The organism is Paenibacillus sp. J22P277 (assembly GCF_059383675.1).
The window spans coordinates 341753-367894 of the sequence record NZ_JBXENS010000006.1; the positions used below are offsets into that span (position 1 = coordinate 341753).

22 protein-coding genes and 1 other annotated feature are annotated in these 26142 nt (G+C 54.7%); of the genes, 4 read left to right on the forward strand and 18 right to left on the reverse strand.

The window, feature by feature from the left end:
* Positions 1 to 5: 5 nt before the first annotated feature.
* From AC50YL_RS22390 to AC50YL_RS22430, 9 genes are all read right to left on the reverse strand, one after another.
* Positions 6 to 1913 carry a cache domain-containing sensor histidine kinase gene (locus AC50YL_RS22390; RefSeq protein ID WP_494834844.1) on the reverse strand — a complete coding sequence of 636 codons (1908 nt, stop codon included), beginning with the start codon at positions 1911 to 1913 and terminating at the stop codon, positions 6 to 8.
* A 259-nt stretch (positions 1914 to 2172) separates the two neighbouring features.
* Positions 2173 to 3897 (reverse strand): type 2 periplasmic-binding domain-containing protein, encoded by a 1725-nt coding sequence (locus tag AC50YL_RS22395; RefSeq protein ID WP_494834845.1) that lies wholly within the window; start codon positions 3895 to 3897, stop codon positions 2173 to 2175.
* Positions 3898 to 3966: 69 nt separating this feature from the next.
* Positions 3967 to 4854 (reverse strand): carbohydrate ABC transporter permease, encoded by an 888-nt coding sequence (locus tag AC50YL_RS22400; RefSeq protein ID WP_494834846.1) that lies wholly within the window; start codon positions 4852 to 4854, stop codon positions 3967 to 3969.
* A 20-nt stretch (positions 4855 to 4874) separates the two neighbouring features.
* A complete protein-coding gene (locus AC50YL_RS22405) occupies positions 4875 to 5846 on the reverse strand; it encodes an ABC transporter permease (RefSeq protein ID WP_494834847.1) in 972 nt (323 codons plus the stop codon).
* Between the two features lie 253 nt (positions 5847 to 6099).
* Positions 6100 to 8802, reverse strand: a complete 2703-nt coding sequence (locus AC50YL_RS22410; protein ID WP_494834848.1) for a UxaA family hydrolase — start codon at positions 8800 to 8802, stop codon at positions 6100 to 6102.
* A 93-nt stretch (positions 8803 to 8895) separates the two neighbouring features.
* A complete protein-coding gene (locus AC50YL_RS22415; protein WP_494834849.1) occupies positions 8896 to 10056 on the reverse strand; it encodes an enolase C-terminal domain-like protein in 1161 nt (386 codons plus the stop codon).
* 73 nt (positions 10057 to 10129) lie between these two features.
* A complete protein-coding gene (locus AC50YL_RS22420) occupies positions 10130 to 10501 on the reverse strand; it encodes an iron chaperone (RefSeq protein ID WP_494834850.1) in 372 nt (123 codons plus the stop codon).
* A gap of 24 nt (positions 10502 to 10525) precedes the next feature.
* On the reverse strand, positions 10526 to 10948 hold the full coding sequence (locus AC50YL_RS22425; RefSeq protein WP_494834851.1) for a hypothetical protein: 423 nt from the start codon (positions 10946 to 10948) through the stop codon (positions 10526 to 10528).
* Positions 10949 to 11188: 240 nt separating this feature from the next.
* Positions 11189 to 11818, reverse strand: a complete 630-nt coding sequence (locus AC50YL_RS22430; RefSeq protein ID WP_494835280.1) for a class I SAM-dependent methyltransferase — start codon at positions 11816 to 11818, stop codon at positions 11189 to 11191.
* Positions 11819 to 12242: 424 nt separating this feature from the next.
* On the opposite strand from AC50YL_RS22430, the gene AC50YL_RS22435 reads away from it, so the two are divergent.
* On the forward strand, positions 12243 to 12830 hold the full coding sequence (locus AC50YL_RS22435) for a YjgB family protein (protein ID WP_494834852.1): 588 nt from the start codon (positions 12243 to 12245) through the stop codon (positions 12828 to 12830).
* A gap of 277 nt (positions 12831 to 13107) precedes the next feature.
* Here the strand turns inward: AC50YL_RS22435 and AC50YL_RS22440 are convergent, their stop codons facing one another.
* The 5 genes from AC50YL_RS22440 to AC50YL_RS22460 form a co-directional block, all read right to left on the reverse strand.
* Positions 13108 to 14331 carry an enolase C-terminal domain-like protein gene (locus AC50YL_RS22440; protein WP_494834853.1) on the reverse strand — a complete coding sequence of 408 codons (1224 nt, stop codon included), beginning with the start codon at positions 14329 to 14331 and terminating at the stop codon, positions 13108 to 13110.
* Between the two features lie 62 nt (positions 14332 to 14393).
* The gene (locus AC50YL_RS22445) at positions 14394 to 15239 is read right to left on the reverse strand and encodes a phytanoyl-CoA dioxygenase family protein (protein WP_494834854.1); all 846 of its coding nucleotides are present in this window, start codon (positions 15237 to 15239) and stop codon (positions 14394 to 14396) included.
* Between the two features lie 33 nt (positions 15240 to 15272).
* The gene (locus tag AC50YL_RS22450) at positions 15273 to 16226 is read right to left on the reverse strand and encodes a carbohydrate ABC transporter permease (protein ID WP_494834855.1); all 954 of its coding nucleotides are present in this window, start codon (positions 16224 to 16226) and stop codon (positions 15273 to 15275) included.
* Complete coding sequence (locus tag AC50YL_RS22455) at positions 16220 to 17194, reverse strand: ABC transporter permease (RefSeq protein WP_494834856.1); 975 nt, start codon at positions 17192 to 17194, stop codon at positions 16220 to 16222. The genes AC50YL_RS22450 and AC50YL_RS22455 overlap by 7 nt, the downstream gene beginning before the upstream one ends.
* Positions 17195 to 17284: 90 nt before the next feature.
* Positions 17285 to 18913 (reverse strand): type 2 periplasmic-binding domain-containing protein, encoded by a 1629-nt coding sequence (locus AC50YL_RS22460; RefSeq protein WP_494834858.1) that lies wholly within the window; start codon positions 18911 to 18913, stop codon positions 17285 to 17287.
* A gap of 607 nt (positions 18914 to 19520) precedes the next feature.
* Between AC50YL_RS22460 and AC50YL_RS22465 the strand changes: the two genes are divergently transcribed.
* The 3 genes from AC50YL_RS22465 to AC50YL_RS22475 all read left to right on the forward strand — a co-directional run bounded on the left by AC50YL_RS22465 (position 19521) and on the right by AC50YL_RS22475 (position 22294).
* Positions 19521 to 20639: a GntR family transcriptional regulator gene (locus AC50YL_RS22465; RefSeq protein WP_494834859.1), complete on the forward strand. Its 1119-nt coding sequence runs from the start codon at positions 19521 to 19523 to the stop codon at positions 20637 to 20639.
* A gap of 269 nt (positions 20640 to 20908) precedes the next feature.
* On the forward strand, positions 20909 to 21328 hold the full coding sequence (locus AC50YL_RS22470; protein ID WP_494834861.1) for a VOC family protein: 420 nt from the start codon (positions 20909 to 20911) through the stop codon (positions 21326 to 21328).
* A 21-nt stretch (positions 21329 to 21349) separates the two neighbouring features.
* Entirely contained in the window at positions 21350 to 22294 is a 945-nt protein-coding gene (locus AC50YL_RS22475) for a DMT family transporter (RefSeq protein WP_494834863.1), read from the forward strand.
* Between the two features lie 95 nt (positions 22295 to 22389).
* Here the strand turns inward: AC50YL_RS22475 and argS are convergent, their stop codons facing one another.
* The 4 genes from argS to AC50YL_RS22495 form a co-directional block, all read right to left on the reverse strand.
* Positions 22390 to 24153 (reverse strand): arginine--tRNA ligase, encoded by a 1764-nt coding sequence (argS, locus tag AC50YL_RS22480; protein WP_494834865.1) that lies wholly within the window; start codon positions 24151 to 24153, stop codon positions 22390 to 22392.
* A 72-nt stretch (positions 24154 to 24225) separates the two neighbouring features.
* Positions 24226 to 24462 (reverse strand) — a binding site (T-box leader).
* Between the two features lie 71 nt (positions 24463 to 24533).
* The gene (locus AC50YL_RS22485) at positions 24534 to 25052 is read right to left on the reverse strand and encodes a GrpB family protein (protein ID WP_494834867.1); all 519 of its coding nucleotides are present in this window, start codon (positions 25050 to 25052) and stop codon (positions 24534 to 24536) included.
* A 67-nt stretch (positions 25053 to 25119) separates the two neighbouring features.
* Positions 25120 to 25545, reverse strand: coding sequence for an ankyrin repeat domain-containing protein (locus AC50YL_RS22490; RefSeq protein ID WP_494834868.1), 426 nt, complete (start codon positions 25543 to 25545; stop codon positions 25120 to 25122).
* Between the two features lie 86 nt (positions 25546 to 25631).
* Positions 25632 to 25991 (reverse strand): hypothetical protein, encoded by a 360-nt coding sequence (locus tag AC50YL_RS22495; protein WP_494834869.1) that lies wholly within the window; start codon positions 25989 to 25991, stop codon positions 25632 to 25634.
* Positions 25992 to 26142: the final 151 nt, after the last annotated feature.

Here is a 26142-nt window from a genome sequence, read left to right on the forward strand (position 1 = left end):
CCGGATCACCCTCCGCTCACGATATAGTAGGGAATGCGCAGACGCACGCGCGTGTATTCCCCCTCTCGGCTTTCGACGAACAAGCCATACTCCTTGCCGTAAAACAGCTGAATCCGCTGATGCACGTTGCGAAGCCCGATGCCGCTTCCCTCGCTCTGCTTCTCGTGCGGCAGCGCCAAGCGGTCGCCGGACGCGGCAAACGCCGATTCGTCGCCGGCGATTTTGCGGTTCAGCCTCCCTGCCGCCTCGGCCGTCATGCCGACGCCGTTGTCGGCAATGTCGATCACGATGGCGTGATCGTCCAGCGCCGCCGAGATGCAGACGACCATGCCGCGCGCCTCGGAGGGCTTGAATTTCATGCCGTGCTTGACGGCGTTCTCCACGACCGGCTGCAGCGACATCTTCAACAGCTCCTGATTCATATATTCGGCCGGCACGTCGATATTCAGGGTGATCGCATGATCGAACCGGAGATTCATCACGGCGATATAGTTGGCAATATGGCCCAGCTCATCCTTCAGGCGCACGTATTCGCTCATCCACCGGAGGTTGTAGCGCATCATGCCGCCAAGCGATGTAAGCGCATCCGAGATGACCGGTTGATTCTCGATTTCCGCCAGCATTTTGATATTCTCGAGCGTATTGTACAGGAAATGCGAATCGATCTGATTGCGCAGCGAACGCAGCTCCGTTTCTTTGGAGGCTGCCTGCTTCGTGACGGCTTCCGCGATCAGCTCGTTGATTTTCTTGAGCATCTTCCGAAAATGATGGGCAAGCTCGCCTACCTCGCCCCCGCCCCGAATCGTGAAGTCGAAATCGAAGTCGCCTTGGCGCACCTTCTTCATGAAATGCGCGAGCATATGCAGCTTCTTCAGAATCAGCGCGTTCAGAAAATACGTGGCGATCGACAGAATGACCAACAAGCCGATATTCGCGTAAACGATCTTGTTGCGCGTCCGGTTGATATCCGCGAATACATGCTTGAGCGACACGATGTTCAGCACGTAAGCGTCGATCTTCTCGGCATAGATGTAATTGCTCAAAAACGGCTTTTTGTTCCGCGTGAACAAATAATGGCCCTGCGCGCCGTTCAGATGGGCGTTCAGTTCGCCGCGAACGTCGGTCTCCGTCAATCCGTTATCCGCCAGCAGCGTTTCGTTCGGCCCGCTGAACATTTTGCCTTCCCGGTCGAATATGACCATCTGCGATCCGCCCTCGTCGTTCGCGCCCCGGTATACGTTCGGAAAGGCGTTCGTCAGCAGCATATCCACCTGCATGATGCCGACATGCCGGCCGGCCGGGTACTCGATCTCGCGCAGCAGCGAGAGCTTCGGCCGGTATTCCTTCGCATCCGCCACGATGGGGCGAATGGGCTCGCGGTCCATGCGGTCGAAATACCACCATTCGGTGCCGTTCAGCTCGTTGACCTTCTTGTACCAGGGCTCGGCTTGCATGCGCTTCTCCAGCAGAATCACCGGCCAAATCTCGTTGATCCGCTTGTTATTGGAGAAGAGCCGGATATGCTCGATATTCGGATTGTTGAACTGCAGGCGCAGGATGTTCGAGACGACGGTCGTGTCGAACGCGATCAGCTCCGCCGCGTCCGGTTCGCTCGTCCGCTCCAAATAATAGAGCACCTCTTTATCGGAGATAGACAGCTGCGCGGCCCGCTCCATCGTCTCGATGTTATTGTTCAGGTTGATCCGCTCGATCTCCAGCTGATTCTCGTTCTTCTTCACGATGTCTTTCATGTAATTGTCGTTCAACTCGTTGAAAATATAGAACGAAATCAAGAGGCTCGGCAGCAGCAGAATAAGGATATACGCGATGATCAGCCGCTTCTGCAAGGACAGCCGCTCGAGTTTGAAGAGGCCTTCGCGAGCCAGCATACGAAGCCAGCGGGCCATTGCCATCACCGTCCGCCATGTTGGGATAAGCGAAGGAAGCAGCGGCCGCAACCGCTCGTTCCGAATTCGCCGGAACCTCTATTATAATACAAAACGAAGCAGCGGCCCACGCGAAACGATCCCCGAAACGGGCATGAACAGCCGTCGGCCTCTCCCTCGAAACCAAGCCCCGGCGGCAGTGCCGCGTCGCTTGGCCGAAGGCGGTAGACCGCCGGCTGCCCGTTATGCCCGAAATTGCGATGATTCGTCTAGGAACGCTTGCCGATTATTTCAGAAACTCCGCGAGCTTCGTTACGTTCTCTTCGTATTTCTGCTGCTGGTAAGCCTGCACCTTGTCGAGGCCGGCGCTCGCGCGCTTGTCGAGGTAGTCGCCGAACAGCTTGTCGAATTCTTCGTCCGACTTGCTGAGCAGCAGCTTCGGCAGCGTCTTGCCCCAGGTTTGGCCGATCTTCGTGTTGGCGATGCCTTCCTCGGAGTTGCCCGTCGGATTGATCTGGTCGAACTGCGAGAAGCTGGTCGTCTTGCCCTTCGTCCAATCCTCCATTTGCTTGGCGGGCTCGACGCTCGGCGGCGCCCATTTCAGGTTCATGTTCGTGTCCATCAGCATCCAGAACGTATACGAGGCTCCGTATTTCTTGTCGAAAGAGGAGCGGTCTTTGTTCAGCAGATCCAGCACTTCCGGTTTGAAGACGTCCTTGCCGTCCGTCGTGTCGTACGTCACGCCGGGCTCGCCCATGAACAGATCCTTGTTGCCTTCCTCGCTGATCAGGTAGCTGAGGAAACGGATCGCCCTGGCTTTGTCCTTCACGTTCTTGGAGATGAGCGTAACCGTCCAGCCGGAGATGCCGGGACCCGACAACGTCGGCGGATCCAGCGCTTCGTTGCCCGGTCCGTCCACGGCGATATACACCGAATTCGGATCCTTGGCGAAGAGCGCGTTCTGCGGCGCAGTGAAATCGCTGCGCTGATAGAGCATCGCGAAGTAGCGGCCTTGCGCGATCTTCTCTTCCATCTGCGGGCGCTTGTCGATGAAGATATCCTTCGCGAGCAAGCCCATTTCATTCGCTTTGCGGAACGTTTTGAGCCAGCTCACGTACTCCGGATCCGTCGCGCGGTCGTACAGCTTGCCGTCTTTCTCGTACGGGACGGCCAGGAAATTCTGCAGATAGCCTTCCAAGGAGTAGTTGCCGGTCTCCGTGAACTCGTGCAGGCCGAGCGGAATGAGCGGCTGGCCGTTCACGTCCGGGAATTTTTCCTTCGCCAGCTTGAGCGCGTTCAAGAACCCCTCCTTGGTGCGCATATCCGGCTTGCCGAGCGCTTCGTACATGTCCTTGCGCACGACGAATGTCTGGTTCGACGTATACTCGCGGGAATATTTCTCGAAGTCCTTCGGCGAGGAAGAGGCGTTCGGATAGCCGTATACATTGCCGTCCGCCTGCGTGTACCAGGATGTCTTGGCCGGATCCGCGACCTTGAAGAAATACGGATCGTATTGGTCCGCCAGCTTGTTGAGCGGTTCGACCATGCCGCCTTCGATCATCTTCTTCACGCCGTCCTCGCTCCAGCCGAGCGTGATGAAATCGGGCAGCGAGCCGGACGCGATCATCGTGTTCAGCTTCTCGTTCTCGTTGCCGGCCGGCACGATGAAGTTGACGTTCACGCCCGTCTTCTTCGTGATGTACTGCGAAGTGGCGTCCACGCCCCATTTGTTCGGGAACCAGGAGAAATTAAGGTACCAATCGAACGTGATCGGCGACGTATCGGCTTTCCAGCCGGGTTCGTCCGCGGATACGGGCTTGGCTTCCGGCGTCTGGTTGTTCCCGGCTTTGTCGCCGCCCGCGTCGCCTGCCGCATCGTTCTTAACGGTCCCCGTATTGCTTGCCGTGCCGCCGTTGTTCCCGTTGTCGTTGCCGCCGCAAGCCGTCAGCGTGAATGCCAGCGCCGCCGCCGCCGTAAGCGACAGCGCGCGCTTCATCTTGCCTTGTCTCATGTCTTCTACCCCTTTGCTTCGCTTATTATAAGTCCTCTCCGGCGATGGCGCCAGATAAGGACGTACCGCCTAGCCTTTGATGGAGCCGATCATTAAGCCTTTGACGAAATACTTCTGCAGGAACGGATAGGCCAGCACGATCGGCAGCGTCGTGACGACCATCGTCGCCAGCTTGATGGACTGCGAGGTTACGCTCTTCGTGATGCCGCCGGGCATCGCCGCCATCATCAAATTGGAGCTCGACTGCGCGATGACCCGGTACAGGAACGTCTGGATCGGCTGCAAATCCATATCGTTGATGTAGATCATCCCGGTAAAGTAATCGTTCCATTGATACACCCCGTGGAACAGGGCGATCGTCGCGATGACCGGCATCGAGACCGGAATGACGACGCGGACGAAGATCGAGAAGTCGCCCGCTCCGTCGATCTTCGCGGCTTCCTCCAGCCCTGCGGGAATCTCGCGAAAGAAGGCCAGGAAGATGATGAGATCGAAGAAGTTGAACATCGCCGGAATGATATACACCAGGAAGTTATCCAGCAGATGCAGATCGCGGATGAGCAGATAGGACGGGATGAGCCCGCCGCTGAAGAACATCGTCACCGTTCCGATCAGCATATAACCCTTCCGGCCGATGAGATCGCGCCTCGAGAACGCGTAGGCGACCATGGCCGTGAAGAAGACGTGCGCGGCGGTGCCGGCGAGCGTCTTCGAGACGGTGATGCCCATCGCCGTCATGATGCCGGGATTGTCGAAGACGGCCTGAAAGCTGTCCAGGCTCGGCACGCGCGGCCACCAGTATATGCCGCCTCGCATCGCGTCCTGCCCTTCGTTGAACGCATTCACGAGCACGTACCAGATGGGATAGATCGTGATGAAGCAGATCAGGAGCATGCCGGCAACGTTGGCCGCGTCGAATATCGCTTCGCCGGCGGTTTTCCTTCGGAGTGTGAACATCGGGCTTACCACCTTTAAGGTTAAAATAACGACGTATCGTTCAGCTTCTTCGACACCGAATTCGCCATCAGGAGCAGGAGCAGCGCGATGATCGACTTGATGAGGCCGACCGCGGCCGAGTAGGAATAGCGGCTGCTGATGATGCCCGTCTGGTAAACGTACACGTCGATGACGTTGCTGGCGCTTTCATTGAGCGAATTGCGGAGCACGAGAATTTGATCGAAGTTCGAATTGAGCAGGCCGCTGACCGCGAGAATGAACAGGATGGTGATCGTGCCCCGGATGCTCGGAAGCGTGACGAACCACATCTTCTGAAACCGTCCGGCCCCGTCGATCGTGGCGGCCTCGTACATCTCCGGCGATACCCCCGCAATGGCGGCGAGGTAAATGATCGCGGACCAGCCCAGCTCCTTCCAGATATCCGAGCTGACCACGATGGACCAGAAATAGCTCGGCTCCGCCAGGTAGCTGATCGGCTCGTGAATGAAGCCGAGGGCCATCAGCAGTTTGTTGATGATGCCGATGTCGGCGAGCCAGGTGGTCAAGATCCCGCCGAGGATGACCCACGAGAGGAAATGCGGCAGGTACGAGATCGTTTGCACGGCCTTCTTCAGCCGCAGCGAGCGAAGCTCGTTCAGGAAGAGCGCGAAAATAATCGGCAGCGGAAACCCGATCGCCAGCTTGATAAGGCTCATCCCGACCGTATTCCAGATCACGCCGGGCAACTCGTCGTCGTCGAGAAACTCGCGGAAATGGTCGAGCCCGACCCATGGCGCCTCGCCGACGGAGTGGATGATATTGAACTCCTTGAAGGCGATGATGACGCTGTACATCGGGATGTAGTTGAAGATTGCCATCCATGCCACGCCGAGCAGCGCCATGACCTGCAGATACCGTTGACCGATTAATTTCCGGACCACCTTCGCGAATTTGGCTTTGCGGCTTGCCGGCTGCCGGTGGACGGACAGCTCGTAGCCCGGATTGACGCTCATGCGGATAGACCTCCTGAAGCAGTTCGATTGTAAGCGCTTTTATTTCTATGCATGTATTGTAAACCGCGTGGAGCCGCGCGCATAAGGTCTCATTTTTTGCCTGGAGGCGCAAAATTTCAGGTGCGCGGCGCACGGAAACGGGATCCTCTCCATGCGGAACTGGTTGCAAGTTGCACGGCAAAAAAGGCAGGCCGCGAACGCTTGGAGCGTTCGCGCCTGCCCTGCGGCTGCGATTGCACAGCAGCTTCTTAACTCACAACGATACGCCCAAGAATCCGCGCGTGAATTGGAAATCGACGTTGCCCTGCTGATAGAGACGCGGCGCATACTCATGCTCGATCGTTTGCTTGCACCGCTCCAGAATCCGCTCCGTCCATGCAACCGGATCATCCGTAAGCAGCAGATCCAGGTCTTTGGCATCGTTTTGCAGCATCGCCGGTTCCGAAGCGATCTGCAGCATCGGCACGAACGGATGCACCTGCATCGGACGGTTGCCGACGAGCGCGACGATGATTTCGATCCCCGTGGCGGCAAGGCCCGTCACCGTCTCCACCCAGTGCTCGGTCGGAGTTTCCATGACGTGGAAGCCGCTGCGGCGAACATGCTCGCCGTAAGCGATCGACGGCCGCGCGTCGGTTGACGTGAATGTACGATTGCGGTACGCCGCCGTGGAAAGCAAACCGCTGTTCTGCGGCACGACCACCGTTCCGCCCGCGCCGGCAACCATCTTGGTCAGCTTCGCCAGCTGTTCCCCGGCTTCGGCCGATATCGGGCCATCGGTTACGATGCCGATTCGCAGTCCTTCCAGGCCGACCGTCTCCATCTCGGCCGCGCTGTCTGCCGCCAACCGATCGGCGAACCAGGCTTCCACCTTCTGCGACACTTTCGTGATCCCGCCGTCAAGCTGAATGCTGGCAAAACCAAGCCGGCTCGCGTCCACGCCCATCTCTTCCATCCGATTCCGCATGTAATCGTTATGGGTCTTCTCGCAGCCGTGCTCGAGCAGCAGGCAATGGCTCACCATCGGATGCATGATATAGCCGATCATCGTTCGGGCATACAGCTGTTCTGCTTGGCCCCCCGAATTCCCGCAGCCTTCCGTGTGCGCCAAAGCCACGAAACGCGAGAGCTCGGGATACCCCGGCGCTTGCTCGTTCAACCGCTTCGTAATCATATTGGCGACCTGTCCGGCGCAAAGGCTGGTCGGCAGGATCAGGCCGATCCTGTCGCTGGCCCGGTTATCCGGACGACGGATCATGCTGAAGCGAATCGGATTGACGGATGCTTCGGCATCCGTTTGAATGTCAATCGGCTCTCCGGCCGGTACCGGAGCATGGAGCAAAGTCTCCAGTTGGCTCGCGTCGTTCTGCTTCCAGTTGCGCCAGATCTGCACCTGGGCATGGCCCGCTTTTTCGCCGACGCTGCGCTTTCCGGTTGCGATCTCGACGGTCAGGCCGAAAACCTCTTTGCCGAGCTCGTCCATGGACTTGCCTTCGAGATACTGACCCGCGTTGACATCCATATCATTGGACAACAATTGGAAGCGGTTGGTCGTCGTCACGACCTTGACCGTCGGCACATACGGGAAATTGGTGATCGAGCCGTTGCCCGTCGTGAAGAAAATCAGGTTGCAGCCCGCTGCGACCTGCCCGGCGATGCTCTCGAGGTCGTTGCCGGGGCTATCCATGAAGTAATAGCCGCCGTCCATCATGCGTTCCCCGTACTCGGTGGCATAATCAAGGCGCGTGACGGGATCCTTCTTGCGGGCGGCGCCGATGGATTTGAGATAGATGTTATAGAGGCCGCGATACATGTTGCCGCCGGATGGATTGCCTTCCGCGCTCGCCCCGTGCCAGGACGTGCGCTCCTTGAAGCGATTCACGAGGGCCAGGAATTTGCGGGCGGTTTCGACGTTGCGTACCTTGGACAGCACATAGGGCTCCGCGCCGATTAATTCGTCGGTTTCGGCGATGCTGGCAGCGCCGCCGTACCGCACCAATTCCTCCGAGATCCAGCCGAGCAGCGGGTTCGCGGAAATGCCGGAGAACGCATCGGAGCCGCCGCACTGCAAGCCGATCTTCAGGTGGCTGATGGATTCCGGCGTCCTCCCCATCGCGTTGACCGCAGGCAGCCACCCGCGCACGATCGCTTCGCCTTGGACCAGATTCTCTTCGAATCCGCCTTGGAGCGAGACGAATTTGTGCAGCACGTCATCGATCGGATAGCCGTTGTCGCGCGCGTACGCCTCCACCATCCCATTGGTTACCGGTTCAAGGCCGTAGTCCGCGACCAGGACCGCGCCGACGTTGGGATTCACCATGAATCCGGCGAGCGTGCGCAGGAGCAGCTCCAGGTTATTCGGCGTTTCCGCGCCTCCTTCCGTGTGCGCCGCGGGGACGATCCCGTCGATATTCGGATAGTTCTTCAGTTCATCCTGCAGACGGCCGGCCAACTGCTTCACGTAGCTGCCGGTGCGGGAAGTGGCGCCGAGCAGCACCACGTGGTTGCGGGTGCCCACCCCGCGCGATTCGCTTCGGCGATACCCCATGAACGTCCGCGTCTGCGCATATGCGGGTGCTGCCGGAGCAGGTTGGAAATTAGCCTCGTCCAGCACGTACGGCGGCACTTGATCCGCAAAATTCGGCTCCGCCGGAAGCGCGAACGTCACATGGCGCGCGCGCAGCGCGTCCAAGACCGACGCGTTGATCACGTAATGGCCGGGCGGGATCGCCTGCAGCGCCACGCCGAAAGGCATGTCCCAAGATAGCAGGCTGTCGCCGGCCGCAATCGCCTTCACCGCAAAACGGTGGCCTTCCATCACCGCGTAATCCAAGGTAAACGTACCGCCGTCATGATGAATGACGGTGCCGGCGCCAAGCAGGCGGGTCGCAATGGCGCAGTTATCCCCCGGCAAGGGCAGTCTGGCTACTTCGTTCAATTCGTACGCTGCGTTCATCGGGTTCATACTCCTTTATGATAAGTTCAGCAATCATCGTTGAAGCGTTTTCATCTCGATGCGCAATCATCATCGCAACTCATCGCGGGCCGATTATCGGCTTCCCCGGGACCAGCCGGCTTGCTTCACCAGGTTCGATACGCGCTCATCGTCGAAAACGATGCCGAAGCCCGGCGCGGCCGGTACGTGAATCGCCCCGTCGTCGACGCGATAGCCGGATACGTCCATGCCTTCGATGGCAATGTCGTCGTATTCCACGAACTCGAAGTTGCGCACCGCAGTCGACAAATGGCCCGACGCATAGATGCCGTACGCATTCCCGTAACAATGCGGCGCGGACCGCAAGCCGTGCGCATCCAACTTCTCGCCTAATTCGAGCCAATGCGTAAAGCCGGGCCAGATGATATCGTACTGCAGTACGTCGACGCGGCCGCGGATCGCCCACTCGACCAGATGCGGCGCGGCAAGCCCTTCCCCGTCCGCGATAAGCACATGCTGCCCGCGCTGCCGGAGCCAAGCCTTCAGGTCTTCGTACAAGGCATCGTCCTCATGGAACGCTTCTTCGAGCCAATACAGATTGACGTCCGTGAGCGCCGCCAGGACTTCTTTGGTCAAATTCAAATTATAGGCATTGTTGGCATCGATCATGATCTTGCCTGCCGGACCGGCGACTTCCGCGATCCCGCGCACGATCGCGATATCGCGTTTCGTGCCTTCCAGAAGCGGCATGTGACGCCCGCCTCGTCCGACTTTGATCTTAAAATGCCGATGGCCGTTCGCATAGCCCTGCCTTGCTTCTTCTTGCATCAGCGCGACCGCGGCGCTCTCGTCTAGCAGATGCAAATCGTCGAAGTAGAGCGAGGTATCGTAGCAGGGAACCGCCGGCGGAACCCCTTTCTCCGCGTGCGCGCCCGCCACCAATTCATACACGGGCTTGCCCTGCCGCTGTCCGAGCCAATCGAGCACGGGGTATTCCAATTGCAGGCGATACGCTTCGCGAAGTCTGCCCCGCTCGTCGAATAGGTCGAGCAATCGGCGGCCGACGAGCCCTTCGGCCCATTCCGGCGTCATATGAATCGAGCTGCCGTAACCCGTTTGCCCGTCGATCGTGATTCTGGCGATGTCCACCCTGCATCCTTTGCCATGAACGCCGATTCTGCCATTGGCTCCCGCGCTTCTGGCGCGTTCGCCCGTCAACGAGGCGAATTCGATTTTTTCCACTTTCCAATCCGATCGTATGCCTGAAATGTTCATAGGATCCTCCTTCGCCGATCCGGCGGTTTCATGTCCGACTTGAACCTTTCTATGACGCTTTCTAATTCCCTGTCTATTTCCTCCAAAAAGTAGCGCAGTCCGCCTTGTCCAGTCTATTGAACGCGATCATCTGCTCCAGCAATGCGTAATCCACCGGTTGATCCCACCGGATACGAATCAACTGTTTGGTATAATCATAGCCGGCTTGCACGATTTCATCGGAGAAGCGGATCATCCCCGCTCGTTCGGGCGAAACCGCAAAATGCTCCTTCGCTGCGCTGAATCCGATGATAAACGTCCCGTGATCGGTATACATCGGCTGATTCCAAGCGATTTTCGGCATTAAATCCGAAAATCTCCGCGGGACCCAACTCAAAACCTCTTCCATACGGGCCCGATGCTTCGGATGATCCAAGCTCGCCAGATATTCGGCAAATACGTCCATGCGGTTAACCTCCTTCGTACATTTCTAATCGCGCCTCATCCAAATATTATCATAAAGATCAGTCATCGTTAGTTCGACTTCGCCAGTATGATCGACCGGCTCTCTATCCGGTTCGTCGCCCAAGAAGAAAGAAAAATAAAAACAGTCTCCATTCTTGTAATTCAATCCGCATTGTCCCGTTTGATCGGCATGATAGGTTTTACCATTGTATCCGACACTCATTTTGGCAGTCGGAATCATCGTGAAGGCGTTATCATCGATCGCCTCATGATGGATGCCCGATACAAGCGAAGCGCCGGACAGAGAATAAGGTCCACTGGATCTAAATCCGATTTCATACCCCCCATTACGTGATCGCTGCAGCGAAGATACGTATATCCTGCGGTCTTCATCATTATAAATCTCTTTACCGACATTCGTATCTAAATCCGACAAATTCACTTTCATTGAATACGAGCCTTCTATTAAATGTCCGTTCTTATCGGTGAATCTCTTCGTATCGTTCGCCAAAAAGGCCATTCCGTCGGACCATAAGCCGAATAACCCCGACATCCAAAGCAGGACAACGGTCGCTACCGCGAGAAAGCCGATGAAATAGAATCGCAACTTCACTTTCGTGCCACCCTCTCCTCGTATGCGGTAAAACCGCCTGGTCGATAATAACATCGCGATTCGCTGTTTAGGCAATCATTCCGCTTTACGGCATGTAACCATGAGAAACGTAAACGGCGGTTTGTTTTCCGCATTTTTATGCGGCTCATCGATTTCCGAACATTCGAACAGTCCATAATCCCCGAATTCTTGCCGTATCGAGTCTGCATCATAGAAGTACATTTTCATGCCGTCCATGATCTCGAAATAATCGGTATCCAATCGTTTTCCTTTTCCGAACATCGGGGCTTTTTTCGAGATCGTCGTAAAAACCATATAGCCGTTCGGCTTCAACTGATGATAGCAATCGCGAATAAACTTCTCTCTCTCTTGTTGATTCAATAAATGAATGAGCGCATAACAAAAAATACCGTCATAAAGCTTGTCGTCGAACGGCATATCAGTCACCGAGCCATGATGAATGCTAAGATCCAGCCCTTCTTGCCTTGCCAGATCAATCGCCGTTTGCGAGATCTCGATACCTTTGACATGAATGCCGTTGTCCATGAAGACCTTTGCGTTTCTGCCATAGCCGATGCCGGGAATCAAGATATCCCGCAGTCCTTGCGCGAGGAAAAAGTCCTTCGTCCGAATTGCCGAATCCGCAGGCTCGAATCCCCACATCCTTTGATTTTCGATAAAGCTCGACTCCCAAATTTCCGTCATGCCCAATCTCCTTCATGCTCCGCGGATGCCGCAATAGTTGATTTTTCCACAATCTTGCCTTAATTATACCGCATTACTCGCGAAACGTTGAACGATTCTGTTCCTCTTTCGCCGTTTTTCATGCCGGACCGTCTGCGCGCGGCCCAAGCGATCTCCCGTACCATCGTTACTTTGTTGTTACTTTTTCGTAACTCATTTGTAACGAACTCCGTCCATTTCCCGGGTAATATAAGCATGTAAGCAACAGAGCCTCTGTCACGATTACGGCGAAGAAATGATGCATGCATGCAAACTTGACCGTAACCCTTTGTCGCCGCCGTGAATGAATTTCACTGCAACCTATTTGCGCCATGTCTACGTCGAGTTAGCGGAATCGCTTTCGATGGTTGGATATATTCGTTTAAACCATGAGGAGGAAAATGATATGAACTTCTATACATCCATGAAAAAAACAACGTTTGCCGCAGTGGCAGCGGGAACGCTGGCCTTGTCCGCCTTCGGAGCCGTTCCGTCTTACGCAGCAACCGCTACCGCTGCTCCCGTTGATGCGCATATGAAGGCTTTCGAAACGCTGATGAGCTTCTACAAGCCCGCTCTCCAAGGTCAATTCCCGAATTTTCATGGCTTCGCGCTCGGCTCGACCTCGCACGGGACGGTCATCAAGACGATCGGCAAAGCGGAGTCCCCGGCCAAGGATGCCGACGACTTCGACGTCTATCATGCGGAAATGGGACATCCCGGCTACGCGATCAATTACAAGCTGGATAAAATTCGCGAAATGCGCTACTTCGGCACGAACGTCGAGCGCCAGACCAACCTCGGCGGCATCTCAGTCCGCATGCTGGTTCAACACTGGGGCGCTCCGAACGAGTCGGTCTTGATCAAGGCAGGCAAAACCGTACAAAAGAAAATCACCTACGTTCGCGGCAAATTCCAACTGGAATTCATCTTTAACGGCACGAGCGGAACGGGTCTTGACCACATCAACCTCGTGAACAAGACGGTTAAGTAATCGCATTCGCAGTCGACTGCTTCTAACGCTTAATTAATTCTATATCGTACGCGCCCGTCTCGCCTTATGGCCGAGGCGGGCTTTTTTAGCGCAGCAGCCTGAATTGACGCTCCGCGAGGCATGCCCGATCCGGATATCCGTTTTTCCCGCTGCGCCGTCTTGCCGACGCCGAATCGGGAATGCACGGCGACGGAAAAAACGGCGGCCCTGGACGGAATTACGTCCTGGACTGCCGCTTTTTTGCAATCGTGCTGCTTTTCGTTCCATCCGCCAACGGTTACGGGCGCACGATCGTGCCGTCCGCTTTCCGGTCGATTGGATACGGCTTGTGATATCCCCGTATGGTAACCCCCGGATTCACGAGCTTCGCTGCCTTCTCCTCGTCGATATCGATCCCTAACCCGGGCCGTTCGTTCGCATAGAGATGACCGTCCTTGAGCACCGCGTGCCCCGGAAAAGCTTCCAGCTCCTCTGCCCGAAACGTATTTTCTTCCTGAATGCCGAAGTTCCAGACGGCCATGTCGAGATGCATGGCCGCGGCCTGGTTGACCGGGTCGTTGTCCCCGCCTTCCTGCCACGCCGTGCGCACGCCGTAGGCCTCCGCGAAGGCCGCGATCTTGCGGCAAGCGGTGATGCCGCCCGCCTTGGACACGCGCACCCGGATATAATCGATCAGCCGTTCCTGGATAAGCGGCATCCATTCGTGCGGGCTCGTGAACAGCTCTCCCATCGCTTGCGGCGTTGCGCTCTGCTGCCGGATCGAACGGAACCAGGCGATCTGTTCCGGCGGAAGCACGTCCTCCAGGAAGAACAAACGGTAAGCCTCCAGCCGCTTGGCTAAGATAACCGCCCCCTGCGGGCTGAGATGCTCGTGGACGTCATGCGTGAATTTGGCATCCGCTCCGAATCGCGCGCGAAGCGCTTCGAACAGGTTCGGTATCGCTTCCAAGTAGGACTCCTCGTCAAACACCGCCTTGGCCGGCCATGCGTTGGCCGGCCGCTTCGCCTTGTCGGCGGGAAGGAACCCACCGCCGCCATAGCTTCCGAGCTGGCAGCGGACCACGGAATAGCCCTCTTCCCGATAGCGGGCGATATCTTCCGACAGCTCCTCGATATCCCGTCCGCTTGCATGCGCGTAACAAGGCACCGCCGCGCGGCTCGGGCCGCCGAGCAGCCGATGCACCGGCATGCCGGCTTCCTTGCCCTTGATGTCCCACAACGCCATATCGATCGCGCCGATGGCGGTCATCAGCGCGGAACCGTTGCGCCAGTATCCGCTCTGGTACATGGACTGCCAGATGTCCTCGATCGCTCCGGCATCGCGTCCGATCAGCGTCGGGGCGAGCAGCTCCTCGATCACGGCGGCGATCGCGCTTGGATTGAAATAATCGTTCGCCGACCCGATGCCGTGCAGCCCATCCTGATCCGTCTCCACCTTCACGATCGTCCAGCTGGCATCCTGCCGCGTGCGAATCAGCCTGATCCGCTTAATCTTGGTCATCTTCCGCGCCTCCTTAACGAGAAAAGGCCGCTGTTTTTGCGGCCGCAATCGCAGTCATAGAGCTACTTGACCATCTTGACCGGGTAATACGGAGGCACCGGCTTCGTATAATGATCCCGCGCGAATTTGATTTGGTTCGGCGTCCATTGCGAGTAGAACAAGCGGGTATCTGGATCGTCGCTGAGCGCGAGCACCTCGGGCACCGTCGCCCAGTTGGTCAACGGATAGCTGGATGCCCGGGAGTGGTAGTTATGCATCGTCCGCCGCCCGTGCGTGCATGCCGCGCTTCCGCCCTTGCGCGTGTGGTATGTCGTGATATTGTACAGCACCGCGGTGCCGGCTTTGCCCCGGATCGGGATCTCCCGGTAAGCTTCCCCTTGCTGCTCCTTCGCTTCGTCGAGCGTACCGTACATGTGGCTGTTCGGCACCAAGCAGAAGGCGGGGCAGCAATCGTGGACGTCCGACAAGTAATAGATGACGCAGGCATACGTGCTGATATACGGATTCTCGGAGTCGTAGATCTTCCCGCCGATCGTGCCGTAATAGCTGATGTCGCGGTGAAAATTCATCTCGCTGCTGCTCGCCCGATCCGCGGAAACGTCCCGAAAATCGAACTGGGCAAAGCGCGCCTCTCCGAGCAGCACTTCTTGAATGAGCGGGAATATCTTGGGATGACGGATGAACTTATCCATCGCAAGCGGGTGTTTCTCGAGGAAGCTGCCCGTGCCGACCGCGCCTTCGATCGGCTTATGCCAGAGCTCCGGGGATTCTTTCAACGATGCCTCTACCAGGTTGTTCAGATAATCCAGCTCCTCCTGCGACAGCGCATTCGGAATGACGGCGAAGCCGTTCGCCTTGTAATGCGACAGCACTTCCTCTTTCGTCGTTTGCACAGCGTTTGTGGTCATAATCGTCAGCCTCTCTTTCGCATGGCGGGATAATTAACCTTTGACGGAACCGAGCATGATGCCTTTGACGAAATACTTCTGCAGGAAAGGATACACGACGAGAATCGGCACGATCGCGAAGATGATGGTCGCGGCTTTGATATTTTCCGGCTGGACGACCAATCTGCTCGAATCGTTCAACGTATTCGTGTTCTGCGTCCCCATGTTCAGCATGTTGAAATCGATGATGATCGATCGCAGCACCATTTGCAGCGGCCACTTGCTGTTATCGCTGATGAAGAACAGCCCGGAGAAGAAATCGTTCCAATGCCCGACCGCATAGAACAAGCCGACCGTCGCGATGACCGGTTTGGACAGCGGCAGGATCACGCTGCGCAGCACGCGCATGTCCGAAGCCCCGTCGATCCGGGCCGATTCCTCCAGACTCTCCGGTATGCTCCAGAAGAAATTGCGCATCAGGATCAGGTTGAAGGGAGCGACCAGCTGCGGGATGATCAATACCCAAATGCTGTTAAGGAGCCCGATGTTTTTGAGCAGGATGTACATCGGGATGAGTCCGGCGCCGAAGAGCATCGGAATGATCACGAGCCATAGCAAGAACCGATGGCCCGGGATATGCGTCTTGGACAAGCCGTATGCGCCCGTCGCCGTGAACGCGAGATTGAGGAACGTGCCGACGACCGTCACGAATACCGTGATGCCGAAGGCTTTTAACAAGACCTGCGTATTGAAGATGTATTTATACGCTTCGAGGGTGAACGACTTGGGCCAGAGCATCATCGGATTCTTGTAGATCTCGTGCGCCTCGCTGAGAGAGATCGCCCATACGTTCACCATAGGCAATAAGGTAACCAGGCCCGCTACGATCAGAATAAGGTAGATGAGGCTCTGCGCCCACCATGGATTCGCGTCCAAGCCTCTTCGGCTCGGGATGGCGGCACCCGGCTGCATGACCGCGCGGTTCGTTTCGGCGGTTGGTTCTACCATAGCGATTTCTCCCCCATCCTGCGTATGAGCGTATTCGCCGTGATGATGAGGATCATGCCGATGACGCCTTTGAACAAGCCGACGGCCGTCGCGAGCTCGAACTGCGATTGCAGAATCCCCAATCGATAGACATACGTATCGATGATGTCCCCGACATCGTAGACCGCGGGATTCAGGAACATGAAGATCTGGTCGAAGCCGGCATCCAGGATGCCCGCGAGCTGCAAGCAGAACAGCAGGGCGATGATCGGCCTGATCCCGGGCAGCGTAACATGCCAAATTTGCCTCAGCTTCCCGGCCCCGTCGATTTTGGCCGCCTCGTATAGCTGCGAATCGATGCCCGACAAAGCCGCCAAATAGATGATCGCTCCCCAGCCGAATTCTTTGAGGATCGCCGTAATGACGATCAGCGTACGGAACACGTCGGGGTTCGTCGTGAAATTGAATTTATCCAGTCCCGTATTCGTCAGCACCAGATTGATGATTCCGCTCGGCCCGATAAAGTTGTAGATGATCCCCGCGAATACGACCCACGACAGGAAATGGGGGAAATACGTAATCGTTTGCACGAAGCGCTTGAACCAGATATGCCTCACTTCGTTCAGCAGCAAAGCGAACAAGATCGGAATCGGGAATCCGAACGCCAAGCGGTACAAGCTGATGATGACCGTGTTCTTCAGCAGCGCCGGAAATTTCTCCGAGGTGAACATCGATTCGAAATGCTCAAAGCCGACCCAAGGGCTGTCCATGATGCCGGCGATGATCTTGTAGTCCTTGAACGCGATCGTGATGCCGTAGAAGGGAGCGTACGTAAACACGGCAAAATACAGGATGGTCGGCAGAATCAGCAGGTAAATGAAGCGATATTTCCAGATCCGCGTGCCCAATCTGCGGCTTTTGTTTGGCTTGCCGCGACGGGTCGGCGTCCCTGCATAGCCTGGGGGAGCATAGCCGGATTTCGCACTCATTGCATCAATCCTTTCGTTCTCTCGGGACGGGCCGCCCAAGCGCCGGAACGGGGACGTCGCGGTGACCGCCCTATTCCGGAAGCCGGCTAATTAATCGACATAGTTAGGCTCCGATTTATCCTTCTGCATCTCGTTGACCTCGTCGATAATCTTCTGTCCGCCCGCATCCAAGTATTTTTGATAGGCGGCTTTATAAGCTTCTTTCGTGAGCTTCATGTCCGTCAGCACGCTTCCGTCCACCTTCGCCATGTAATCCTCCCAGAGCTGCGCCCCCATTTCCGCTTGGGTCGGAGAGGTCACGGTCGGGTCCTTGTAATCGTTAAACGGCGTTGCGGCGTATTTCTCGAACATGCTCTTGTAATACTCGAATTTGTCTTCGATCCCCGCCCCGATGAAATTCAGCTTCTGCGCGTCCCAGTCCAGCTTCTCGCTCATCGGATCGACGAATTTGAGCGGCTCGATCTGTGCGCCTTTATAGTCCTCTTCCCGTTCATCGTCCGGAATCGGCACCTTTCTTCCTTCCGGGTCCACCGTATACGTCTTGCCTTCGATGCCGTATCTTCTTAGTTCGGTGCCCTCGGTTAACGTCCAGTTCAGGAACTTGAAGAATTGAGCGGCTTTATCCTTTGCCTTCGCGTTGACATAGAAGCCTCTGTCCTGCGGGAACACGACGCGGGTGCCGCCCTTCTGGCCTTCAGGACCGGTCAGCGGAGACATGGTCTTGATGTCGGCGGTCGGCACGTTCTTCCTCAGCTCGGGGTAAAGGGATTGCAGATTCCCGCCAAGAATGACGGCGGCGCGGCCGGCTTTGAATTTGGTCTCTCCGAACGCAAGATCGGGATTTACGCCCGCTTCTTCATCGAACAGTCCGCGCTTCTTCAAGTCCTGCAGCCAGAATTTGAAGTCGATATGCTCATCCTGCATTTCCGGGGGCACGATCGTATTCGGATCCGATTTGGAAGGCGCCCATCCGGAGCCGGTTCCGAACGACGTACCCAGATCCTTCGCCGCCCAGAAAGGAACCGTATTGCCGTGCGTCATCGGCACGATGTCCTTGCCGCTGGCCTTGATCTTCTCCAAGGCGTCTACAAGCTCCGCGATCGAGGTCGGTTCGGCGATGCCGAGCTCTTCGAAGATGTCGGCACGGTAATTGATAAAGAACGGCACGACCGGATAAATCAGATTCGGAAAAAAGTAGATGTCGCCTTTATCGTCGGCCATCTTGTCCCAGATCCCTGCCGGCACCGCGTCTTTTACGGCCGGGTATTGGTCCAGGTATTCGTTGATCTTGAGGAAAGCGCCTTGATCCTGCAGATCCTTCCAGAACGGATCGACCGGTCCCCAGCCCCAGATGACGTCCGGCATATTGCCGCCTGCCGCCGTCGTCTTGATGGTGGCGTCATAATCGACGACCGGAATGATCCGGACATCGATGTCCACATTGCCCTGTTTGAATAATTCCTTCTCGTATGCGCCGCCCTTGGTGTACGTGGCAGGTCCCCAGGTAGGTCTGGAATAGCTGAATTTAAGCGGTCCCGTATCGCCTTCGCTCGTTCCGGCGTTCTCGTCCGTCGTTCCCCCGTTTGTGTCGCCCTCTGCCGATGATCCTGAGTTGTTGTTCGTACTGCAACCGACGATTAGACTAAGCAACATGACCGCAACGAGAGAAAACAATCCGACCATCCTCAATCGTTTCTTTCCCGCCTTGTTTTGCTCCATGTTCATCCTCCTTCGCTTGAGTTCAACGATCTTTCTAATCGCGGCCGGCTTGAAGCGAATGCGCACGTACCGTCCCGCCAAGCCGCAGCGCTTCCCAATTCGACGAACGATAGCCCCCCTTATTCGAAATCGGTTCGATTTATGAAAGATTCCGGATTGCGGAATGTTTCAACAGGTTCGGGTATGCGCTTTCATGGATGAATGCGTCGGCTGGCCTCTCTATCGCTTCCAGAGAGATAGCGCGATGTTTGCGCTTACAAGGCGGAATGGAATCAACGTAAGATCAGGATGCGAAACCGGGCGGAGAGGCAGGGCGTTCCGTGTGTCGTCACGCTTGTTCTATACCTGTATTATTCAATTCCGGAACTTATTATGTACTTGGCATGAATAATAGCATCGGAGGTAAAGGTTGTAAATGACGATTTCCATTCATTTTGACGGCATTTAAGCAGAAAACCCGTCCTTTTTGCGCGTTTTCGTATCAAATGCACCATTTTCTGGCGATCTGCGCCGGTTCCGGCTGCGCCTCCAGGTTTACCTTTACATTTCTCAGAGCGCTCCATAAGATGTTAGATAACAAGAATAATGAAGACATGGGGTTGCAAAGATGGCCAAAAACGTTCAGAATCTCTCCCTCTATGAGCAAATCAAACGTCATCTCCTGTCGGAGATCGAGCTCGAACATTGGAAGCCCCATGACAAGCTGCCATCGGAAAACGAGCTGACCAAGCAATTCTCCGTCAGCCGGATTACCGTCAAGAAGGCATTGTCCGATCTGGTCGAGCAAGGCATCATTTACCGCCGCCAAGGAAAAGGCTCTTATGTATCCGCGCCTCAAACGGGACCAGCGGTCCCCCCCGCACCTCCGCGGAAAACCAAGTCCGTCGCCCTGCTGCTCCCTTTCATCAACAACCAGCATAACGCCCTGCTGCTCAATGGCGTCGAGAGCATTCTCTCGGAAGCCGGCTATTCGCTGCTCTTCTGCAACACCGAGAACTCGATCGAGAAAGAGCGGCGCGTCATCCGGGAAATGGTCGAACGCGATGTGGCGGGCATGATCGTCTATCCTGTCGACGGCGAGTCGTATAACCGCGAAATTCTTCAGCTTACGCTCGATTCGTTCCCGCTTGTCGTCATGGATCGCTATTTGCGCGGAATCGACACGAATTGCGTTTGTCCGGATAACCTCGGAGGCGCCCGGGAAGGCGTCAACCATCTGATCGCTCTCGGGCACCGCCATATCGGGTTTCTGTCCACGGTCGTTACCGACACCAGCAGCATAGAGGACCGCTTGGCCGGCTATGAGAAAGCGCTGGCGGAGCACGGCATCCCGATCGACCGCCGCTACCGGTATGTCGATATCGAGCTCGGCGAGCCTAAGCCCATCAAGGAGAAAATCCGCGACTTTCTGCGGCAGAATCCCGAGTTGACGGCGATTTTCGCCATTAACCCGGGCTTAGGTCTGCAGGTCGTAAAAGTCGCTTCGGAGATGGGCATTCGCGTGCCGGAAGACCTGTCCCTTATTTTCTTCGATGATTTCGAGCTCTCCGAATTTTATAGCGTAAGGCCGACATACATCAGCCAGGAGGAGAACGTGCTTGGCAAGGAAGCCGCGAAGCTGCTCGTCTCCATCATGGAGAACCCGGAGCAGGATTCGCGAAAACTGTTCTTCCCGCCGAAATTAATCATCCGGGAATCGACTGCAAAGCCGCGCGGCGGCCGATAACGCCTCCCCCATTACAGCGCCTGCATATGGGCTCTTCATCAAGAAAGACCCGCTCATGGAGCGGGCCCGGCTGTCGGTCATTCCGCCGCCATGTCGACAACAATAGCGTTTATACGCAGCGGCTGCTTCTCGGTATTCTACCGGGGGAGCGGTCTTTTTTATTTTGTATTTATGACAATACCTGTCACTATTGCGATGAATAATGGAATCAAGCCCGGCCGAACCCGGCTCGGCTGGCGGCTAATAAAAATTGAAGGAGATGCTGCATCATGACCTGGCAAGTGACCCCCTTTATCATGCTCGACGGAAACGCGCAGGAGGCGATCGGGTTTTACGAAGGCGCATTAGACGCAAACGTCGTCTTCAGGCAAACGTTCGGCGAGGGTCCGGAAAACCCGGATCATCCTTTGCCGGAAGAAGCCAAAGCTCGCTTGGCGCATGCCGTGCTTAAAATCGGCGATGCGGATCTGTTCGTGGCCGATTGTTTTCCCGGTCAAGCCAATCGGCTTGGCAATCGCGTTCAAATTTGCATCACGACGCCCACGATTGAACATTCGGTACGATTCTTCGACGCATTGAAGCAAGACGGTCAAGTCGGCATGCCGCTGCAGAAAGTCCATTTTAGTCCGGCCTACGGCATGGTTACCGATAAATTCGGGGTTACGTTCCAAATCTTCACGCAACGGTAAGTCGGGGAAAAGGGAGAAAAGATGCGAAGAGGCAAGGATCAGCTACAAACATACGCGAGGTTGACCGGTTTTGCTGTCTTCACGGGAGCTTCTTTTAATCTGGCGAAATATACCGTCGGTTACTTTTCTCCATTCGCTGCCGCGGCATGGCGTTTTGGGTTGGCTGCGGCAGTCCTGCTGATTATATTAGCAGTGACGGAAGGGATTCAGCGCGATCGAATCAAGCGCAGCGCCATCTGGTATATCGCGCTAGGCCTGGTAGGCATTTTGGGGTTCAGTACGTTATTCTTTGCGGGTCTCCAGTCTACGTCATCCGTAAACGGGGCGTTGATCATGGCGCTGAACCCTTTACTGACCACGGTTATGGCTCGTTTGCTCTTAAAGGATCGCATAACCAAACCGCAAGCAGCCGGTATCGGACTGGGTTTAATCGGCGTATTCATCGTCGTTATCCACGGTTCAAGCGATAGCCTGGCATCGTTTTCCATCGGGGATGTCCTCGTCTTTGGCGGAAACCTGTGTTGGACCTTTTACGGGATATGCGGACGACGGTTCATACCGGATGGAAGTCCATTGTCTACAACCGCGTATACCATGGTCGTGGGGGCAATCGGTTTAACGGCCGTCTCTCTTTTCGCTCCCAACCCTGTCGCTCTGCCGAGCATTCCGGTCTTGGCTTGGGGAGCAATCGTATTTATGGGCTTGTTCACCAGCGTATTCGGCTATCTGTGGTGGAACAAAGGCATCAAAGAAATCGGAGCCAGCAAAACCTCGCTATTTTTCAATCTTGTCCCTGTCGTGACCATGCTGGTGTCATTCTTTACCGGGACTCCCGTATCCGTCATTCAAATCCTGGGCGCGGCTTTCGTTATCTTGGGGGTACTCGCCGCTTCAGGAGCATTCGCCGGATGGATGGGATCCGCGCGGTTTGTCGAATCGCAGCGCGCTCCGGAAAATAAGCGATGACCTGAAATTAAAGGTGGAACAGCAGCAGCCTGGGACGAGAAACTCCTAGGCTGCCGCTGCTGTATTACTCCTTACTTGTAGCTGGCTATAGTGCGCTACATTTGCTCCGGCGCCTCGATACCGATCAGATATAAGCCTCTCTTAAGCACGATACGGACGCAGTGCACCAAAGCAAGGCGGGCTTCGCGCTGCGCTGCGGTCACCTTATCGGAAAGGATCGGACAATCGTGATAGAACCGGTTGAACGCTTGTGCAACGTCGAGGAGATAACGGGTCACGATTGACGGTTCCAGCTTGTTCATCGCAAGCTCGATACGTTCGCTGAACAGCGAGAGTTCGATCAAGAGTGCGTGTGAAGCGTTGTCAGCGAGGTGATTGGCATACTCATTTACTTGCATCGTTGACGCGGGTTCCGCCAAATCACCTCTATTCATCGTCCCCATCCACGAATTCTTCTTTGCTCCGTCAGCTTTCGCCAGAATGCTGGACGCGCGGGCATATGCGTATTGCATGTACGGTCCGGTTTCACCTTCGAAGTTGAGCATGTCATCCCAAGAGAACGCGATATCTTTGATGCGGTTCGCGCTCAAATCACTGAAGACAACGGCACCGACGCCGACCTGTCTCGCGGTTTCATCAAGCTGTGCAAGGTCAGGATTCCGCTGTACCATGATGGCTTTCGTTTTCTCGATAGCCTGATTCAGTACATCCTCCAGTTTCACGATGTTGCCTTTTCGCGTCGAAAGGCTCATTCCTTCCAGGCTGACGCGGCCGAAGGCGACATGGACCAAATCCGCAGCCCATGTATAGCCCATCAGTTCGATAACTTTAAACCACTGTTGAAAATGCAAATTTTGCGCATAATCCGTCACGTAAATCGCTTTTGCGAAATCATATGTGCGTTTCCTGTAAAAAGCTGCGGCGATATCCCGCGTATGGTACAACGAGCTGCCGTCCTGCTTCAGGATAAGCGCTGGCGCCATACCGAATTCTTCCAGCCTGACAAGCGATGCACCGTTGTCTTCTTCGAGGAGCCCTTTCGCCTTCAGTTCGTCTACGACGGCAGCCATCTTATCGTTGTAGAAACTTTCACCTGCATAGGAATCGAAAGAAATGCCCAATAAGTCATAGATGCGCTTAAACGCCTGCAAACTGATGTCAACGAACGACTGCCACAGCGCCAAAGCTTCCAAGTCGCCCTGCTCCATCTTGGCGAACCAGGCGCGGGCTTCATCATTCAGCGAAGGGTCAAGATCGGCTTCTTCGTGAAACCGAACGTACAGACGGAAAAGCTCGTCGATTCCGCCCTCCTCCACCGTCTGCTCATTCCCCCACAATCGATAAGCGACGATAAGCTTGCCGAATTGAGTCCCCCAATCGCCGAGATGATTGATGCCGACGCAGGCATACCCCATAAATTCATGAATCCGATACAGCGCGTTCCCAATTACCGTGGATCTCAGATGGGCGATATGGAATGGTTTGGCGATATTAGGCGAGGAGAAATCGATGAGTACGGTTTTCCCGTTGCCTATGGGGCGCGTACCGTATCTGTCGCCCTGCGCTATAATTTCACCGATGACCGTTGCGGCGACATGCGCGATATCCAAATGGAAATTAAGATAGCCGGACACGGCTTCGACTCTTCCGACGCCTGCAAGGTGGAAACGCTGTTTCAGGTCCTCGGCGATCACCTGAGGCGCCCGGCGGAGTTGACGGCTTAATTTAAAACAAGGCAGCGATAGATCGCCCTGCTCCTTGTTGCTTGGATATTCCATCAGTGCGAGTATTTCTGTCTCTTTCACCTGGGGCAACAACGCGGAAAGTTTGACGGCGATCTTGTTCTTATACGTTTGCATAAGGCTCATCCTTCCTTTCATGGTCCATGTTCGTTTACTCGTACCCGAGAATACAAAAAAGACCCCCGTCTCCAAAGAGACGAGAGCCTGCAGCTTCCCGTGGTGCCACTCTAAGTACCGGACAAATTGCCCGGTCACTCGTTGCTGATAACGGTCAGTGACCGGATGGGCCTACTGCGTCGTCCGGCGACGCGCGGTTCGGCCAATCATTTCCCGGGTCCGTTTCCCCGATCCGCGCGTACCGGCTTTCACCAACCCGGCTCGCTTGGACTGCGCGGCATCGCGTACTGTCCCGTTCATTAATGTTTCCAATATTTTCTTGAGATTTACTTTATCACATGCACACTGACCGACGCAAGAGATTACACGACGTAATCGCTTTAATTGCCGGTCGTGTCCTTTGCACGATTAAGAAGTTTCAAAATGAATGCTGATTTGTAATCTGAATAGGCCAACAATGTACGAAAACCTTTTTCGTAAGCGCTTAACTTGCGTTCGGCATAATGACTAGCTTCAATAGGATTTTCCCGCAAGTAATCCCTGAAAATCAGATTGTCATTCCACAAGTCCGATTTAAATTGCGTGATCGCTAAGTTAAATGAGCGCACGCCGCGCTTGCGTAGATATATTCGGTCTGGAACGCCTGCTGTCCCGAGACACTCATAGCACAATTTTGCAAGTTGTTCGGATTGTGATGTGGGGATGTGCGGGAAATTAGAAATGCCAACGAGTATGTCTACTATTGGCTTTGCAGCTAAACCAGGGACAGATGTGCTGCCAAAGTGTTCAATGAAAACATCAGGACCAAAAACCGAAAGCAACAAAGAGGCTTCATCCGCATACCAATTAGACCACTCCGAATTATAATTACAAATCGTTATATCCTCATCTAAACTCACTATAACCTCACCTCGATTTAATTGTTTTTAATTTTGAATGTAAATGATTGAGCGTTTAGTTTTTCGTTTAAAATTTAATTATTTTTTGTGATTGACAATCTTTTGCAATATCCAATGGGGTTTTACCGTTACATTCTAAGATATTTTTATCTGCGCCATGTTTCAACAGATACTGAATTATATCCGTTGGTTCGTCACCTAGGCTGCCATCTGTTTGAATTGTCCCATCAATGGAATTATCTACAGCTACATGCAGAGGCGTCCACCCAGCATAGCTTCTAAAATTAATATCTGCTCCACTATGAAGCAACAGTTCAATGATTTCCAACTCTTCATTTTCCACAGCTATATTTAATAAAGAGTATTTACTGTTTTCACAAACGAAATTAGGGTTAAGTCCGTTTGACAGTAATATTTTCACGTACCGGACATCCCCTTCTGCTACTGCACCACAGAGCCTATGGTCATGATTGTTATTATTCAAACTATTCACCTGCCCGTTAGCTAGGATTAATCATAATCCAACTTTCGTTGGATTCTCATGTACGTTCGCCAGTATCCAAATCTCTTTCCTGTAAGTTACTCCATTAATAATCCTAACTTTTCAAAAGGAAGTTCAAATATATCTAATCCGTTCTCAATTATTTTTGAAGAGGTGGCTACAATGAAATATCGTATACCTCTTGAGACAATTACTGTTACTTCTGTCTCTATAAAAGAAAAATCTAGTCTGTTCTTTAAGTAAAGGAACTCTTCGTCTGTTGCTTTATCAAGCATAATCTCATTAAGAAAACGTGGTAATTCAACGTATCTAATATTAAAAAACACGATATCAACATTCTTCATGTTTTCTTTGTTTCTTGGACTTCGAATAAGGAGTTCACCATGATTCACCCGGTAAAACCAGAACTGAAACTTTCTATCTTTCATCTCTTGCATAATTTCATCTCCGATCCCTAATTAGCAAAACGAAGCCAACGCTTACAATTATGATAAGAAATTTAAATTAACCTCATATTAACATAATTGGAACTTATCCACCCCTCGAGATAAACAAAAACGGAGCAGTTGCCGTCAGCCAACTACTCCG

Coding starts and splice junctions, on each gene's coding strand:
- AC50YL_RS22495 (WP_494834869.1), bottom strand. CDS start 25,991: ATGCAAGAGATGAAAGATAGAAAGTTTCAGTTCTGGTTTTACCGGGTG.
- AC50YL_RS22405 (WP_494834847.1), bottom strand. CDS start 5,846: ATGAGCGTCAATCCGGGCTACGAGCTGTCCGTCCACCGGCAGCCGGCA.
- AC50YL_RS22470 (WP_494834861.1), top strand. CDS start 20,909: ATGACCTGGCAAGTGACCCCCTTTATCATGCTCGACGGAAACGCGCAG.
- AC50YL_RS22425 (WP_494834851.1), bottom strand. CDS start 10,948: ATGAAAGTGAATTTGTCGGATTTAGATACGAATGTCGGTAAAGAGATT.
- AC50YL_RS22465 (WP_494834859.1), top strand. CDS start 19,521: ATGGCCAAAAACGTTCAGAATCTCTCCCTCTATGAGCAAATCAAACGT.
- AC50YL_RS22445 (WP_494834854.1), bottom strand. CDS start 15,239: ATGACCACAAACGCTGTGCAAACGACGAAAGAGGAAGTGCTGTCGCAT.
- AC50YL_RS22400 (WP_494834846.1), bottom strand. CDS start 4,854: ATGTTCACACTCCGAAGGAAAACCGCCGGCGAAGCGATATTCGACGCG.
- AC50YL_RS22475 (WP_494834863.1), top strand. CDS start 21,350: ATGCGAAGAGGCAAGGATCAGCTACAAACATACGCGAGGTTGACCGGT.
- AC50YL_RS22455 (WP_494834856.1), bottom strand. CDS start 17,194: ATGAGTGCGAAATCCGGCTATGCTCCCCCAGGCTATGCAGGGACGCCG.
- AC50YL_RS22415 (WP_494834849.1), bottom strand. CDS start 10,056: ATGAACATTTCAGGCATACGATCGGATTGGAAAGTGGAAAAAATCGAA.
- argS (WP_494834865.1), bottom strand. CDS start 24,153: ATGCAAACGTATAAGAACAAGATCGCCGTCAAACTTTCCGCGTTGTTG.
- AC50YL_RS22430 (WP_494835280.1), bottom strand. CDS start 11,818: ATGACGGAAATTTGGGAGTCGAGCTTTATCGAAAATCAAAGGATGTGG.
- AC50YL_RS22395 (WP_494834845.1), bottom strand. CDS start 3,897: ATGAGACAAGGCAAGATGAAGCGCGCGCTGTCGCTTACGGCGGCGGCG.
- AC50YL_RS22410 (WP_494834848.1), bottom strand. CDS start 8,802: ATGAACGCAGCGTACGAATTGAACGAAGTAGCCAGACTGCCCTTGCCG.
- AC50YL_RS22390 (WP_494834844.1), bottom strand. CDS start 1,913: ATGGCAATGGCCCGCTGGCTTCGTATGCTGGCTCGCGAAGGCCTCTTC.
- AC50YL_RS22450 (WP_494834855.1), bottom strand. CDS start 16,226: ATGGTAGAACCAACCGCCGAAACGAACCGCGCGGTCATGCAGCCGGGT.
- AC50YL_RS22460 (WP_494834858.1), bottom strand. CDS start 18,913: ATGGAGCAAAACAAGGCGGGAAAGAAACGATTGAGGATGGTCGGATTG.
- AC50YL_RS22435 (WP_494834852.1), top strand. CDS start 12,243: ATGAACTTCTATACATCCATGAAAAAAACAACGTTTGCCGCAGTGGCA.
- AC50YL_RS22440 (WP_494834853.1), bottom strand. CDS start 14,331: ATGACCAAGATTAAGCGGATCAGGCTGATTCGCACGCGGCAGGATGCC.
- AC50YL_RS22420 (WP_494834850.1), bottom strand. CDS start 10,501: ATGGACGTATTTGCCGAATATCTGGCGAGCTTGGATCATCCGAAGCAT.